Genomic DNA, 14,279 nt, shown 5'->3' with positions numbered 1-14,279 from the left:
ATTAGTTGTGCTCAGCAAGTGCTGCTAGTTGATCGGCTTGGTGCTCTTGTAGAACAGGATCAAGCAGGCTTTGCATATCACCTTCCAGAACTTCGTTCAGGCGGTAGATAGTTAAGTTGATACGGTGATCAGAAACACGGCCTTGTGGGTAGTTGTACGTACGAATACGGTCACTACGGTCACCAGAGCCTAATAGGTTACGACGTGTATCTGAAATCGCAGCAGCACGACGCTCTTCTTCAGCTTGAACGATACGAGCCGCTAGAACAGCCATCGCTTTCGCTTTGTTTTTATGCTGAGAACGCTCGTCTTGACACTCTACTACTGTACCTGTTGGTAAGTGAGTAATACGGATTGCTGAATCCGTGGTGTTAACGTGCTGACCACCCGCGCCAGATGCACGGAAAGTATCAATCTTAAGGTCGCCAGCTTTGATTTCAGGAAGATCAGCTTCTGGGATCTCAGGCATAACCGCAACAGTACATGCTGATGTATGAACACGACCTTGAGATTCAGTCTCAGGTACACGTTGTACACGGTGACCGCCAGACTCAAACTTCATTGTGCCGTAAACAGCGTCGCCACTGATTTTAGCGATCATCTCTTTAAAGCCGCCCTGCTCTGAAACATTGCTGCTCATCACTTCGACGCGCCAGCCTTTCTTCTCGGCAAACTTAGAGTACATACGGAAAAGGTTACCCGCAAAGATACCCGCTTCATCACCACCTGCGCCGGCACGAATCTCTAAGAAACAGTTACGCTCATCGTTTGGATCTTTTGGAATCAGAAGAATTTGCAGCTCATCAGTCAGACGTTCAATGTTTGCTTTCGCATCTTTGATTTCTTCTTGAGCCATTTCACGCATTTCTGCGTCGTCTTCATTTGCCATCTCTTCAGCAGCTTCTAAATCTTCTTGAGCTTGCTGGTATGATTTAAAGCACCCCGTCACCTCTTCTAATTGAGAATACTCTTTTGACAAGGCACGGAATTTGTCTTGATTCCCAAGTACATCGGGATCACCAAGTAGATGTTGAACTTCTTCATAGCGTTCAACAAGTGTTTCAAGCTTTATTAGAATCGAGGCTTTCATAATGTCTTATTCTGTTGGAGGTCGAATATTATTGAGGGTTTTCTAGACCCAAACTCTGTCTAATGACCATTAATTTTGCAGGTTCTCCTTGCTCAGCTGCACTTTGAAGTGCACGCGTTGGAGCATGGATCAATTTGTTTGTGAGCTTATTACTTAGCTCAAGTAAGACTTTCTCAGGGTCACCGCCAGCAGCAAGTGATTGTAAACTCTTACTTAATAATTCATCTCGGATTTCATTGGCCGATTTACGGTAATCACGAATACTGTCTACCGCTTGCAGTGATCGCATCCAACTCATGAACGCGGCGCTTTCTTCACTGACGATTGCTTCCGCTTGAATCGCTTCAACCTTACGTTGCTCAATATTACCATCAACGATCGACTGCAGATCATCAACTGAATACAGGTAAGCATCACTCAGTTCGCCGACCTGAGACTCAACATCACGAGGAACGGCGATATCAACCAACAACATCGGCTGATGTTTTCTTTGCTTAAGCGCCGTTTCAACCATGCCTTTACCAATAATTGGCAATGGGCTTGCGGTTGAACTGATCACGATATCCGCTCTTTGCAGATGGTCAGGGATCTCATTCAAGCTAATGACCTCCGCACCAAACTCTTTGGCAAGCCCTAAAGCTCGCTCACGAGTACGGTTAGCAACGATCATCTTGGTACAACCATTGGCTGACAAGTGTTTAGCCACCAGTTCAATGGTTTCTCCCGCACCCACCAACAACACCGTTGATTCAGCAATCGATTCAAAGATGTGTTTAGCTAACGTACAGGCCGCGTAAGCAACAGAAACCGCACTGCCACCGATTTCGGTTTCAGTTCGAACTCGCTTCGCAACAGAAAATGATTTCTGGAACAGTTTTTCCATTGAAGCATCAACAGATTTGTTCTCTCGCGAATCGGTGTAAGCCTGTTTTACCTGACCAAGAATTTGCGGCTCGCCCAGAACCAGAGAGTCCAAACCACAGGCAACGCGCATTAAGTGCTTAATCGCGGCTTGCTCTTCATGGATGTAAATACTCGGTTTTAATTCTTCAGGGCTAACTTGATGAAATACAGACAGCCAATCGATCAACTTGTTTTTTGCCACGCCTTTGACGTCACAATACACTTCAGTTCGATTACAGGTAGAAAGTATGACACTTCCATTTACGTGTGCATTTGCGTTAAGTTGCTTGAGTGCCTCAGATAATTTATCTGGACCAAAAGCGACTTTTTCTCGCAATTCAACCGACGCTGTATTGTGATTGATACCTACGGCAAGCAAAGACATGTATCAGAAGTTCTCGATCAGGGAATGGAAACAAGGGGCGAATTTTACTTGATGCATGGCTCTATTTAAAGAGCAAGCGGGATTTGTTTTCCTGAGTTCGTGAATTCAATGCTATAGTTGAAGCGTTTTTTAGATAAATTTGAACAAGTTGTGAGCAAATATGAGCAAGCTTCGTAAAATCACGTCTCTTATTTTTATGACCATAATTATGGTGGGTTGCTCGTCTATACCAGAACAACCGACCAGCGTTGAGTGGCAAAGTCACCAAAACCGCCTTCTACAGATAGAAAACTACCAAGCCTCAGGCAAGCTCGCTTACATTTCTCCAGAGCAACGCCAAAGCCTTAATTTCATTTGGAAGCACTCCCCAAATCAAAGTCAATTAAGACTGACCACTTTCCTTGGTCAAACCGCCTTGAACCTCACGATTGACAGCTCGGGTGCCAAAGTAGTCACTTATGATGATCAGGTATTCACCCATGCAAGTGCATCTGTATTGGTAGAGCAACTTACTGGATTGCAGATCCCCATTGATCACCTGCCGCAATGGTTCCTTGGCATTCCCGACCAAGCAAATAGCTACCAACTCAACAGCACCAACACGCTTGAATCTCTGTCTAAACAAGTCAGCAGTCAATTATGGACACTGAATTTTGCTAACTATCGCAATACAGAGATGCCGAGTAAGCAACTATCAGATAAAGACAACGCAAAGGTAGAGACAATTCCCCTCCCTACTCGATTGTCATTCAAGCAAGACGAGAACAAAATCAACATTGTAGTTTCGAAGTGGACACTGAAAAAATGATAACAACGCCAACGCACTGGCCTTCGCCAGCTAAGCTGAATTTATTTCTCTATATTACTGGCCGACGCGACAATGGCTATCACGAACTTCAGACCCTATTTCAGTTTGTCGACTTTGGCGATGAACTTACGGTTACCGCAAACCGAGATACAAGCTCGATAACAATCACACCTGAAATTCCAGGCGTTGCGACAGAAGATAACCTGATTTGGAAAGCCGCAACTGCGCTGCAGAAATATACCTCAACGTCTTTCGGTGCGGATATTGAGTTAAAGAAAGTGCTTCCTATGGGAGGTGGCATTGGTGGAGGTTCTTCAAATGCCGCAACCGTGTTGGTCGCTCTCAACCATTTATGGCAACTCAACCTGTCTGATGATCAGTTAGCAGAGATTGGCTTAAAGCTTGGTGCAGACGTTCCGGTCTTTGTTCGAGGCCACGCCGCCTTTGCTGAAGGTGTTGGCGAACAATTACAACCCGCTAATCCGGATGAAAAATGGTATCTCGTTGTGAAACCTCAAGTGAGCATAGCAACTGTAGACATATTCACACATTCAGAATTAACTCGAAATACGCCGAAGCAAGCACTATCAACGCTTCTAGAGCAAGAATACGTAAACGATTGCGAAAAAATTGTGCGAATGCTGTACCCAGAGGTTGATAAGCAACTTTCATGGCTGCTACAATACGCGCCGTCGAGATTGACTGGTACGGGTTCATGCGTTTTTGCTGAATTTAGCAGCAAAAAAGAAGCCGAATCGGTGCTAGAGCAACTGCCTGACACAGTTTCCGCGTTTGTCGCGAGAGGACGAAACATTTCGCCTTTAAAAGAAACTTTGGCTGAATACCAATCAGCCCACCCACAATCTATTTAAAACTGGACGCAACCCGAGGTTTCCACCGTGCCTGATATGAAGCTATTTGCTGGTAACGCAACACCTGAACTAGCCCAACGTATTGCTGATCGTCTATACATCTCTCTTGGAGATGCTACTGTAGACCGTTTTTCTGATGGCGAAGTCGCTGTACAAATCAATGAAAACGTTCGTGGTAGCGATGTATTCCTGATTCAATCAACTTGTGCACCAACCAATGACAACCTTATGGAATTGGTGGTAATGATTGACGCAATGCGCCGTGCTTCTGCTGGCCGAATTACTGCTGTAATCCCTTACTTCGGTTATGCCCGTCAAGATCGTCGTGTACGTTCTGCTCGTGTGCCTATTACTGCAAAAGTTGTTGCAGATTTCCTTTCTAACGTTGGTGTTGACCGCGTTTTGACTATCGACCTACACGCAGAGCAAATCCAAGGCTTCTTCGATGTACCTGTTGATAACATTTTCGGCACTCCAGTTCTCCTAGAAGACATGGCTAACCGTGGCCTAGAAAACCCAGTTGTGGTTTCTCCAGACCTTGGTGGTGTTGTACGTGCTCGTGCTACAGCTAAAGCGCTAGGTGATGTTGACATCGCTATCGTTGATAAGCGTCGTCCACGTGCTAACGTTTCTGAAGTAATGAACCTAATCGGTGATGTTGAAGGTCGTGACTGTGTTATCGTTGATGACATGATTGATACTGGTGGCACACTGTGTAAAGCAGCTGAAGCGCTTAAAGAGCGCGGTGCTAAGCGTGTATTCGCTTACGCAACTCACGCTGTATTCTCAGGCACTGCTGCAGAAAACATCCGTAATTCAGTTCTTGACCAAGTTATTGTTACTGATTCAATCAAGCTTTCTCCAGAGATGGCTGCGACAGGTAAAGTGACTGAACTAAGCCTTTCTCGCATGCTTGCTGAAGCGATTCGTCGTATCAGCAACGAAGAGTCTATCTCTGCGATGTTCAACTAATCAAAGCTCTATAGCTTTGCTTTAGCAGAACAATCTGAAAAAGATATTAAGCACTTCATTCGATGAAGTGCTTTTTTTATATCTAATACCAATCACAGTAAGTAAGTGTTCAGAAATAGCGCAGGAAAAAAGCTTGAGAACAAGGCGTGATTTTTTGATAAGTAGTTATTCTACAATCAAAAATTATAACGCAGTTATCGAGCATTTTAACCAGCTAGGGTGACCAGTTATTTACTACGATTGGTATAACGACCACAAAGTTAATTTGACCACAGTTTTGAATCATTGAGTTGCTATCAGCTAGCTCGCACCTTTTTCATAAACTGTGATATCATACGGCGCTTTTTGAAATCCCAAGAGAGATCCATACCTTGAGCCAACAAATAAAACTTCTCGTTGGACTGGCTAATCCAGGTCCAGAATACGCCAAAACTCGCCACAATGCGGGTGCTTGGGTAGTTGAAGAATTAGCACGTGTACACAACGTGACACTGAAGAACGAACCAAAGTTCTTTGGCCTAACGGGTCGTATCATGGTTCATGGTGAAGATCTTCGTTTGCTGATCCCAACGACTTTTATGAACTTATCCGGGAAAGCTGTTGCAGCACTGGCAAAGTTCTACCAAATTAAGCCAGAAGAGATCATGGTGGCTCACGATGAGTTAGACCTCCCTCCTGGTATTGGTAAGTTCAAAAAAGGTGGTGGTCATGGCGGGCATAATGGCCTAAAAGACATCATCAGCAAGCAGGGTAACAATAAAGAATTCTATCGTCTTAGGTTAGGCATTGGCCATCCGGGACACAAAGATAAAGTTGCAGGTTATGTATTAGGCAAAGCTCCTGCGAAAGAGCAAGAGTGTATCGAGGCTGTCGTTGACGAATCGGTTCGCAGCCTAGACATCTTATTAAAAGATGGCCTACCAAAAGCACAAAATCGCTTACATACGTTCAAAGCAGAATAAGGTTTATATCATGGGTTTTAAATGTGGCATCGTTGGTCTACCAAACGTTGGTAAGTCAACTCTGTTTAACGCACTGACTAAAGCAGGCATCGAAGCAGCAAACTTTCCATTTTGTACGATCGAACCAAACACAGGTATCGTTCCGGTTCCAGATCTACGCTTAGATGCATTAGCAAAAATTGTTAATCCACAGAAGATCCTTCCAACGACAATGGAATTCGTAGATATCGCAGGCCTAGTTGCTGGCGCATCTAAAGGTGAAGGTCTAGGTAACAAATTCCTAGCTAACATCCGTGAAACTGACGCTATCGGTCACGTTGTACGCTGCTTTGAAAACGAAAACATCGTTCACGTTTCTGGCAAAGTATCTCCTATCGAAGATATCGAAGTGATCAACCTTGAGCTTGCTCTTGCCGATCTAGATAGCTGTGAACGTGCGATCTTCCGCAATGCTAAAAAAGCAAAAGGCGGAGATAAAGACGCTAAGTTTGAAACTACAGTTCTTGAAAAGCTACTACCGATCCTGACTGAAGGTGGTATGGCTCGTACTGTTGAACTGGGCAAAGAAGAAGTCGCAGCAATCGACTACCTTAACTTCCTAACGCTTAAGCCAACAATGTACATCGCAAACGTTGCTGAAGATGGTTTCGAAAACAACCCTTACCTAGACGCCGTTCGTGAGTATGCAGAAAAAGAGAACAACGTTGTTGTTGCTGTATGTGCTGCAATCGAATCTGAGCTTTCTGAGCTTGACGATGAAGATCGTGAAGAGTTCCTAGCTGACATGGGTATCGAAGAACCAGGTCTTAACCGAGTGATCCGCTCTGGTTACGAGCTACTAACTCTTCAAACTTACTTCACAGCGGGCGTTAAAGAAGTTCGCGCTTGGACTATTCCTATCGGTGCAACAGCACCTCAAGCAGCCGGTAAGATCCACACCGACTTCGAGAAAGGTTTCATCCGTGCAGAAGTGGTTGGTTACGAACATTTCATCGAATTTGGCGGTGAAAGCGGAGCAAAAGATGCAGGTAAATGGCGCCTTGAAGGCAAAGAATACATCGTTAAAGATGGCGATGTTGTTCACTTCCGTTTCAACGTTTAATTACCAATAAACATCTAATAAAAGGCCAGTGAATTCACTGGCCTTTTTCGTTTTCGCTCTTTCTAAAGAGCTTCGTATCCAAAACTTAACTTCCTATATATATCGGTATTTGAACCTATTTTTTGCTGACAAATACGCCTCTTTGACTAAAAAGAAACCGAACAGATGTTTATTCGTGATTTATTCAAAAAAAAAGTTGACGGGTTTCACTCAACTCCGCATAATGCGCCCCGTTCACAACGAAGCGGCAACGTCTCGAAATGAGCAACAATTTGGAAATGGCTACTTAGCTCAGTTGGTTAGAGCACATCACTCATAATGATGGGGTCGCAGGTTCGAATCCCGCAGTAGCCACCATTTCCTAAGCACTCTGTTTGTTATTAAACGTATGTCTTTTGACAACAAAGAGTTTTTAGGAAATAAAGCGGTCGTGGCGGAATTGGTAGACGCACCAGATTTAGGTTCTGGCGCCGAGAGGTGTGAGAGTTCAAGTCTCTCCGACCGCACCATATTGAGATGTCTTAATTGACATCATTGTTGGGCTATCGCCAAGCGGTAAGGCACTGGCTTTTGATGCCAGCATTCCCTGGTTCGAATCCAGGTAGCCCAGCCACAATTTAAAGTGTAATTATCTTTAAAAAGATAATGGCATTGGAAGCGAGATTATATTATATTACTTCGCTCTCAGATGGCTACTTAGCTCAGTTGGTTAGAGCACATCACTCATAATGATGGGGTCGCAGGTTCGAATCCCGCAGTAGCCACCATTCTTTCTTTATGAAAGAAAAGTACAAACAACGTTATATTGAATCACCAATGTCGATATAACTATAAAGATTTGCTGCGGTCGTGGCGGAATTGGTAGACGCACCAGATTTAGGTTCTGGCGCCGAGAGGTGTGAGAGTTCAAGTCTCTCCGACCGCACCATTATTTAGATATCTTAATTGATATCCTGTTGGGCTATCGCCAAGCGGTAAGGCACTGGCTTTTGATGCCAGCATTCCCTGGTTCGAATCCAGGTAGCCCAGCCACTACAACGTTACTTAGACAAACCATAAGTCTTCTTAACTATACTCTTCGCTAGAGTAAAAGCTTTGCTGCGGTCGTGGCGGAATTGGTAGACGCACCAGATTTAGGTTCTGGCGCCGAGAGGTGTGAGAGTTCAAGTCTCTCCGACCGCACCATTATTTAGATATCTTAAATGATATCATTGTTGGGCTATCGCCAAGCGGTAAGGCACTGGCTTTTGATGCCAGCATTCCCTGGTTCGAATCCAGGTAGCCCAGCCACTACAACGTTACTTAGACAAACCATAAGTCTTCTTAACTATACTCTTCGCTAGAGTAAAAGCTTTGCTGCGGTCGTGGCGGAATTGGTAGACGCACCAGATTTAGGTTCTGGCGCCGAGAGGTGTGAGAGTTCAAGTCTCTCCGACCGCACCATTATTTAGATATCTTAATTGATATCCTGTTGGGCTATCGCCAAGCGGTAAGGCACTGGCTTTTGATGCCAGCATTCCCTGGTTCGAATCCAGGTAGCCCAGCCACTATTTAAACTCTTTGTTTATTACTTAGCTTGTTTTTAAGCTAAATAGCAAAACAAGAGAACAACGTTATATTGAATCACCAATGTCGATATAACTATAAAGATTTGCTGCGGTCGTGGCGGAATTGGTAGACGCACCAGATTTAGGTTCTGGCGCCGAGAGGTGTGAGAGTTCAAGTCTCTCCGACCGCACCATTATTTCTCTTTAATTAGAGATAAAATAGTGAATACATAAAATTCATTATTGGCTACTTAGCTCAGTTGGTTAGAGCACATCACTCATAATGATGGGGTCGCAGGTTCGAATCCCGCAGTAGCCACCATTCTTTCTTTATGAAAGAAAAAGTACAAACAACGTTATATTGAATCACCAATGTCGATATAACTATAAAGATTTGCTGCGGTCGTGGCGGAATTGGTAGACGCACCAGATTTAGGTTCTGGCGCCGAGAGGTGTGAGAGTTCAAGTCTCTCCGACCGCACCATTATTTAGATATCTTAAATGATATCATTGTTGGGCTATCGCCAAGCGGTAAGGCACTGGCTTTTGATGCCAGCATTCCCTGGTTCGAATCCAGGTAGCCCAGCCACTACAACGTTACTTAGACAAACCATAAGTCTTCTTAACTATACTCTTCGCTAGAGTAAAAGCTTTGCTGCGGTCGTGGCGGAATTGGTAGACGCACCAGATTTAGGTTCTGGCGCCGAGAGGTGTGAGAGTTCAAGTCTCTCCGACCGCACCATTATTTAGATATCTTAATTGATATCCTGTTGGGCTATCGCCAAGCGGTAAGGCACTGGCTTTTGATGCCAGCATTCCCTGGTTCGAATCCAGGTAGCCCAGCCACTATTTAAACTCTTTGTTTATTACTTAGCTTGTTTTTAAGCTAAATAGCAAAACAAGAGAACAACGTTATATTGAATCACCAATGTCGATATAACTATAAAGATTTGCTGCGGTCGTGGCGGAATTGGTAGACGCACCAGATTTAGGTTCTGGCGCCGAGAGGTGTGAGAGTTCAAGTCTCTCCGACCGCACCATTATTTCTCTTTAATTAGAGATAAAATAGTGAATACATAAAATTCATTATTGGCTACTTAGCTCAGTTGGTTAGAGCACATCACTCATAATGATGGGGTCGCAGGTTCGAATCCCGCAGTAGCCACCATTCTTTCTTTATGAAAGAAAAAGTACAAACAACGTTATATTGAATCACCAATGTCGATATAACTATAAAGATTTGCTGCGGTCGTGGCGGAATTGGTAGACGCACCAGATTTAGGTTCTGGCGCCGAGAGGTGTGAGAGTTCAAGTCTCTCCGACCGCACCATCATTGAATAGAACCCAGCTTTTTAGCTGGGTTTTGTTTTATCTGGAATATGCAAATCTGCAAGCCAAGTCACCAAGTATTCTCTCCTATAACCTCACTTTTACTGCGATTTTATTAGACAATGTCTGCTCCATTTTCTAACTGAGTATGACTGCCTATGAAAACCCTCCCTTTAACGATCGGTTGCTACACAGATTCTCCAAGTAATAGCCAAGGTGTGTATCAAACTCAGTTAGATCTAGAAACGGGAACGCTGTTGCCTTTAGAGCTTATAGCGGCCTGCACTAACCCCTCGTTTGTCACCACGACCAAGCTAGGGGTCTACACAGCTTCTGAAGTTGACCAAAAGATACAACCACAGCTCATTCATATACCTAATTCTGATTCAAAAATAGCGTCAAATGCTGAGCCAATTTCAGGAGAGCATCCTTGTCATATCACGATAGATCCCCACAATAAATTTGCAATTACATCGCAATACTCATCAGGGACATTCGATATCTTTAGTTTAAGTATCAATGGCAATATCGATAAACGACTCAAAACACTTAAAATGGTTGGTTCTGGACCTAATACAGAAAGACAAACTGGCCCACATGCTCATCAAAGCCTTTTTATGAAGAATTCTCCTCAGTTTGTCACCGTCGATCTCGGAGCCGATCGAATCAACTTCTATTGCTTTGACGAAGAACAAGAAGAATTCCTTGATGAGCCAATGCAGTCTATTAAAGTGCCAGCAGGGAATGGACCTCGTCACCTAATCTTTAACCAAGCTGAAGATAGAGCCTATGTGATGTGTGAGCTCTCGGAAACGATATTGATTTTGGAGAAGTCTTTAGGGCTGTGGAATATTGCGGAAGAGGTTGACGCACTACCTAACATGGAGAAAGGGGAAGCCGCGGCTGCAATTAAGCTATCGCCAGATGAGCAATTCCTTTATGTGTCTTGCCGACATCAATCAAGAATCAGCTGTTTTCGAATAGACTCAGTCACTCAAAAGCTCATTTTTATGGACAGTTACGATGTTGAAGGCAAGTTCCCTCGCGACTTTCATATCACTAATGACGGACAATGGCTTATCTCCGCAAACCAGCACTCCAACAACCTCACGTCATTCAAACGAAATGTTGAAGATGGCTCTCTCATCTATACGGGATGTTCTTTAGCCATTGATGCGCCTGTTTGTGTGACGCAACAGCATTAAGCATTATCACGAGATCAAAAAGGAGAGCCCCTGCTCTCCTTCTTTTTATAACTCGATAATTTGGACTAACGAATCATAATCCTAAAGCGTATTTAAGTACCTGTGATTTAATCGGCCCTGAGTTTTCTGCTAGCTTCAGTGCAGCATTACGTACAAACTTGAGCGGGCCAATATCATTACTGAACGTTTTGTAGAAAAAGTCCATGCCACTTTGCATCATTAGATTGTCACCTCTTCTGATCACTTCATAGCGTCTCGCCACAGATTGATTCAATTCACCTTTCTCTTTAGTGATATCCAATAGTGCAGCCACATCTTTAAAGCCCAAGTTAACACCCTGACCTGCTAGAGGGTTAATCGTATGTGCTGAGTCCCCGACAAGAATGCAATTATTCTTCGAGTATGATTGAGCATGACGTCGAGTCAAAGGGAATGAACCTGCATTCAACACTTTTACATCACCCAATTCTGCAGGGAAGTTAGTAATCACTTCATTACGTAATTTTTCTGGACTCATCGCAGAAAGTTGCTTAATACGAGATGGGGAGTCATACCAAACCAACGACCCCTGCCCGACTTCTTGACCGTCAGAGGTTAGAGAACACAATGGCAAAAATGAACGAGGTCCACTCGGTAAAAACTGTTGCCAAGTAATATCTTGCTGAGGAAGTTCTGTTTCTACATTGATAAGCATACAGTGCTGTCGGTAATCCCAAGCCGTAATACCAATCCCAGCTTGCTGACGAACGGCTGAATTTGCGCCATCAGCGCCAATCACCCACTTCGCTGACAGCTGCGAACCAGATTGAAGCTTGACGATATTGGTTTCGCCAAATTCAATAGTGTCTAATTTCTCTGGGCATAAGATCGTTAAATTATCATATGCTTCAAACTGAGCCCATAAACCCAACTGGATTAATCGATTCTCAATGATGTAACCTAAACGAGGTAAATCAAGAGACGCGGCATCAAAACGAGTACGACACTCTGGGTGTTCCCAAGTTTCCAAACGCTTGTAAGAACAGACGCGCATTGCAGCGATGCTTTGCCATGCACCCAGCCCTTCAAGCAAATCAACTGAAGCCTGAGAAATTGCTGATACACGGATATCCATCGCTTGTGAGTCATCATAAGCTTTGGGAGCAAAGCCTTCGATCACAGCAACATTCAGTCCTTGTTTAGCAAAGCCGATTGCAGTCGCAGCACCAACCATGCCACCACCCACTACTACAATGTCGTAACTGTTCATATTTTGTACTTATCATTTTGATTCTTTGACTGTTTTCGATTGTACGTTTTCACAACTAACTTGTAACCAAAAACCTTATTCGAATAAAGGGTTACCCCTTGCTGTACCTAGCGTTAACGATAATAAAAACCACTACCGAAGAGATTTTATCAGACTACTAGTCAGTCGGTTTTGAAACCAGTACAATACGCGGCTTGCTGCCAGAGCCGGTCATAAGAGCTGAATGCGTTAATATGACAAACGGCACTTGCAGATGAATACTGGGCGATTTGCTCCCTTAAATTAAACTAACGATCGAGCGAACAAAAAATGAGTAAGAAACTGCTAATTAAAACTTGGGGCTGTCAGATGAATGAATACGATTCATCAAAAATGGCTGACCTGCTTAACGCTGCAAATGGCTATGAGCTAACTGAAGTACCTGAGGAAGCAGACGTACTACTCCTGAATACTTGTTCTATTCGTGAAAAAGCGCAAGAAAAGGTATTCCACCAGCTTGGTCGTTGGAAAACACTTAAAGATAAAAAAGAAGGTGTGGTGATCGGTGTAGGTGGCTGTGTAGCAACTCAAGAAGGTGACCATATCCGTCAACGCGCGCCTTATGTTGACGTAATCTTTGGCCCTCAAACATTACACCGTCTACCAGAAATGATTAAGTCATCTCTGTCTAACGAAAAACCTGTAATGGATATCTCATTCCCTGAGATCGAAAAATTCGATAACCTTCCAGAGCCAAAAGCAGACGGCGCAACGGCGTACGTTTCTATCATGGAAGGTTGTTCTAAGTACTGTACTTACTGTGTTGTGCCATATACTCGTGGTGAAGAAGTTAGCCGTCCAATGGACGATGTACTCTACGAAGTTGCACAACTTGCAGAACAAGGTGTACGTGAAGTAAACCTACTTGGCCAAAACGTAAACGCATTCCGTGGTCCAACTCACGAAGGCGACATCTGCACATTTGCAGAACTACTTCGCCTAGTTGCGTCTATTGATGGTATCGACCGTATTCGTTTCACAACAAGCCACCCGCTTGAGTTCGGCGACGACATCATTGAAGTTTACAAAGACACACCGGAACTAGTGAGCTTCCTTCACTTGCCAGTACAAAGTGGTAGTGACCGCATTCTAACAATGATGAAGCGTCCACATACGGCAATCGAATACAAATCTATCATTCGTAAACTGCGTAAAGCTCGCCCTGATATTCAAATCAGCTCTGACTTTATCGTTGGTTTCCCAGGTGAGTCTAAGCAAGACTTCCAAGATACGATGAAACTAATCAAAGAAGTTGATTTCGATATGAGCTTCAGCTTTGTTTTCTCTCCTCGTCCAGGTACGCCAGCCGCAGATTACCCATGTGATGTGCCAGCACAAGAGAAGAAAGATCGTCTATACGAGCTTCAACAAACGGTGAACACTCAAGCTATGCGCTTCTCTCGCCTAATGTTAGGTACCGAGCAACGTATTCTTGTAGAAGGTCCTTCAAGAAAGAACCTAATGGAGCTTCGTGGCCGTACTGAAAACAGTCGTGTTGTGAACTTTGAAGGTTCTGCTGATCTTATCGGTCAATTCGTAGACGTGAAGATCACTGAGGTTTACACCAACTCACTACGTGGTGAATTGGTTCGTACAGAAAAAGACATGGGCCTACGCGTGGCAATGACTCCAGCAGAAATGATGGAAAAAACAAAACGCGAAGATGAGCTAGGTGTAGCGACATTTACGCCATAGTCAGATAACGTTTGAGAACAAAGCTCAAACGAAAAGCTTGAAATTACCTAACTAAGTGACCATCTTAGAAATAGGGAATCACCATCAGAAGCCCGGTCTAAATCGGGCTTTTTGCTCTTTG

10 protein-coding genes and 19 tRNA genes are annotated in these 14,279 nt (G+C 44.0%); 26 read left to right on the top strand and 3 right to left on the bottom strand.

Going from position 1 to position 14,279, the window contains the following annotated elements:
* Position 1: 1 nt before the first annotated feature.
* Positions 2 to 1,090: a peptide chain release factor 1 gene (prfA, locus tag QUF19_RS03860; protein WP_009848728.1), complete on the bottom strand. Its 1,089-nt coding sequence runs from the start codon at positions 1,088 to 1,090 to the stop codon at positions 2 to 4.
* A 28-nt stretch (positions 1,091 to 1,118) separates the two neighbouring features.
* A complete protein-coding gene (hemA, locus tag QUF19_RS03855; protein WP_286296138.1) occupies positions 1,119 to 2,378 on the bottom strand; it encodes a glutamyl-tRNA reductase in 1,260 nt (419 codons plus the stop codon).
* Between the two features lie 160 nt (positions 2,379 to 2,538).
* Here hemA and lolB point away from each other — a divergent pair, with 160 nt between their 5' ends.
* The 25 genes from lolB to QUF19_RS03730 all read left to right on the top strand — a co-directional run bounded on the left by lolB (position 2,539) and on the right by QUF19_RS03730 (position 11,175).
* Positions 2,539 to 3,186 (top strand): lipoprotein insertase outer membrane protein LolB, encoded by a 648-nt coding sequence (gene lolB / locus QUF19_RS03850; RefSeq protein ID WP_286296136.1) that lies wholly within the window; start codon positions 2,539 to 2,541, stop codon positions 3,184 to 3,186.
* Complete coding sequence (gene ispE, locus QUF19_RS03845) at positions 3,183 to 4,058, top strand: 4-(cytidine 5'-diphospho)-2-C-methyl-D-erythritol kinase (protein WP_286296134.1); 876 nt, start codon at positions 3,183 to 3,185, stop codon at positions 4,056 to 4,058. Before lolB ends, ispE begins: the two co-directional genes overlap by 4 nt.
* A 27-nt stretch (positions 4,059 to 4,085) precedes the next feature.
* Positions 4,086 to 5,030: a ribose-phosphate pyrophosphokinase gene (locus tag QUF19_RS03840; protein ID WP_012603389.1), complete on the top strand. Its 945-nt coding sequence runs from the start codon at positions 4,086 to 4,088 to the stop codon at positions 5,028 to 5,030.
* Between the two features lie 371 nt (positions 5,031 to 5,401).
* Complete coding sequence (gene pth, locus QUF19_RS03835; protein WP_010439162.1) at positions 5,402 to 5,992, top strand: aminoacyl-tRNA hydrolase; 591 nt, start codon at positions 5,402 to 5,404, stop codon at positions 5,990 to 5,992.
* A gap of 10 nt (positions 5,993 to 6,002) precedes the next feature.
* Positions 6,003 to 7,094 (top strand): redox-regulated ATPase YchF, encoded by a 1,092-nt coding sequence (gene ychF / locus QUF19_RS03830; RefSeq protein ID WP_026012356.1) that lies wholly within the window; start codon positions 6,003 to 6,005, stop codon positions 7,092 to 7,094.
* A gap of 280 nt (positions 7,095 to 7,374) precedes the next feature.
* Positions 7,375 to 7,451 (top strand) — tRNA-Met (locus QUF19_RS03825).
* 67 nt (positions 7,452 to 7,518) lie between these two features.
* Positions 7,519 to 7,603, top strand: a tRNA-Leu gene (locus QUF19_RS03820).
* Positions 7,604 to 7,632: 29 nt separating this feature from the next.
* Positions 7,633 to 7,707, top strand: a tRNA-Gln gene (locus QUF19_RS03815).
* Between the two features lie 77 nt (positions 7,708 to 7,784).
* Positions 7,785 to 7,861, top strand: a tRNA-Met gene (locus QUF19_RS03810).
* Positions 7,862 to 7,937: 76 nt separating this feature from the next.
* Positions 7,938 to 8,022: transfer RNA gene (locus QUF19_RS03805), tRNA-Leu, on the top strand.
* A gap of 29 nt (positions 8,023 to 8,051) precedes the next feature.
* Positions 8,052 to 8,126, top strand: a tRNA-Gln gene (locus QUF19_RS03800).
* 68 nt (positions 8,127 to 8,194) lie between these two features.
* A tRNA-Leu gene (locus QUF19_RS03795) sits at positions 8,195 to 8,279 on the top strand.
* 30 nt (positions 8,280 to 8,309) lie between these two features.
* Positions 8,310 to 8,384 (top strand) — tRNA-Gln (locus QUF19_RS03790).
* Positions 8,385 to 8,452: 68 nt separating this feature from the next.
* A tRNA-Leu gene (locus QUF19_RS03785) sits at positions 8,453 to 8,537 on the top strand.
* A 29-nt stretch (positions 8,538 to 8,566) separates the two neighbouring features.
* Positions 8,567 to 8,641 (top strand) — tRNA-Gln (locus QUF19_RS03780).
* A 109-nt stretch (positions 8,642 to 8,750) separates the two neighbouring features.
* Positions 8,751 to 8,835, top strand: a tRNA-Leu gene (locus QUF19_RS03775).
* 51 nt (positions 8,836 to 8,886) lie between these two features.
* Positions 8,887 to 8,963, top strand: a tRNA-Met gene (locus QUF19_RS03770).
* 77 nt (positions 8,964 to 9,040) lie between these two features.
* Positions 9,041 to 9,125, top strand: a tRNA-Leu gene (locus tag QUF19_RS03765).
* 30 nt (positions 9,126 to 9,155) lie between these two features.
* A tRNA-Gln gene (locus tag QUF19_RS03760) sits at positions 9,156 to 9,230 on the top strand.
* 68 nt (positions 9,231 to 9,298) lie between these two features.
* Positions 9,299 to 9,383, top strand: a tRNA-Leu gene (locus QUF19_RS03755).
* A gap of 29 nt (positions 9,384 to 9,412) precedes the next feature.
* Positions 9,413 to 9,487, top strand: a tRNA-Gln gene (locus QUF19_RS03750).
* Between the two features lie 109 nt (positions 9,488 to 9,596).
* Positions 9,597 to 9,681, top strand: a tRNA-Leu gene (locus QUF19_RS03745).
* A 51-nt stretch (positions 9,682 to 9,732) separates the two neighbouring features.
* A tRNA-Met gene (locus QUF19_RS03740) sits at positions 9,733 to 9,809 on the top strand.
* A 77-nt stretch (positions 9,810 to 9,886) separates the two neighbouring features.
* A tRNA-Leu gene (locus QUF19_RS03735) sits at positions 9,887 to 9,971 on the top strand.
* A gap of 157 nt (positions 9,972 to 10,128) precedes the next feature.
* Positions 10,129 to 11,175, top strand: coding sequence for a lactonase family protein (locus QUF19_RS03730; RefSeq protein ID WP_286296105.1), 1,047 nt, complete (start codon positions 10,129 to 10,131; stop codon positions 11,173 to 11,175).
* A 73-nt stretch (positions 11,176 to 11,248) separates the two neighbouring features.
* Here QUF19_RS03730 and QUF19_RS03725 read toward each other — a convergent pair whose 3' ends face one another.
* Positions 11,249 to 12,424, bottom strand: coding sequence for a 2-octaprenyl-3-methyl-6-methoxy-1,4-benzoquinol hydroxylase (locus QUF19_RS03725; RefSeq protein WP_286296104.1), 1,176 nt, complete (start codon positions 12,422 to 12,424; stop codon positions 11,249 to 11,251).
* A 309-nt stretch (positions 12,425 to 12,733) separates the two neighbouring features.
* On the opposite strand from QUF19_RS03725, the gene miaB reads away from it, so the two are divergent.
* The gene (gene miaB, locus QUF19_RS03720; protein ID WP_017104422.1) at positions 12,734 to 14,158 is read left to right on the top strand and encodes a tRNA (N6-isopentenyl adenosine(37)-C2)-methylthiotransferase MiaB; all 1,425 of its coding nucleotides are present in this window, start codon (positions 12,734 to 12,736) and stop codon (positions 14,156 to 14,158) included.
* Positions 14,159 to 14,279: the final 121 nt, after the last annotated feature.

The organism is Vibrio sp. FE10, assembly GCF_030297155.1.
In the GTDB taxonomy this organism is placed as follows: domain Bacteria; phylum Pseudomonadota; class Gammaproteobacteria; order Enterobacterales; family Vibrionaceae; genus Vibrio; species Vibrio apostichopi.
The sequence above is the reverse complement of the archived record's forward strand: the minus strand, read 5'-3'. Positions and strand labels throughout refer to the sequence as shown.

Bases quoted from the DNA above. Each gene is read 5' to 3' on its own strand.
- QUF19_RS03730 (WP_286296105.1), top strand. From the start codon at position 10,129: ATGAAAACCCTCCCTTTAACGATCGGTTGCTACACAGATTCTCCAAGT.
- hemA (WP_286296138.1), bottom strand. From the start codon at position 2,378: ATGTCTTTGCTTGCCGTAGGTATCAATCACAATACAGCGTCGGTTGAA.
- ispE (WP_286296134.1), top strand. From the start codon at position 3,183: ATGATAACAACGCCAACGCACTGGCCTTCGCCAGCTAAGCTGAATTTA.
- lolB (WP_286296136.1), top strand. From the start codon at position 2,539: ATGAGCAAGCTTCGTAAAATCACGTCTCTTATTTTTATGACCATAATT.
- ychF (WP_026012356.1), top strand. From the start codon at position 6,003: ATGGGTTTTAAATGTGGCATCGTTGGTCTACCAAACGTTGGTAAGTCA.
- miaB (WP_017104422.1), top strand. From the start codon at position 12,734: ATGAGTAAGAAACTGCTAATTAAAACTTGGGGCTGTCAGATGAATGAA.
- prfA (WP_009848728.1), bottom strand. From the start codon at position 1,090: ATGAAAGCCTCGATTCTAATAAAGCTTGAAACACTTGTTGAACGCTAT.
- QUF19_RS03725 (WP_286296104.1), bottom strand. From the start codon at position 12,424: ATGAACAGTTACGACATTGTAGTAGTGGGTGGTGGCATGGTTGGTGCT.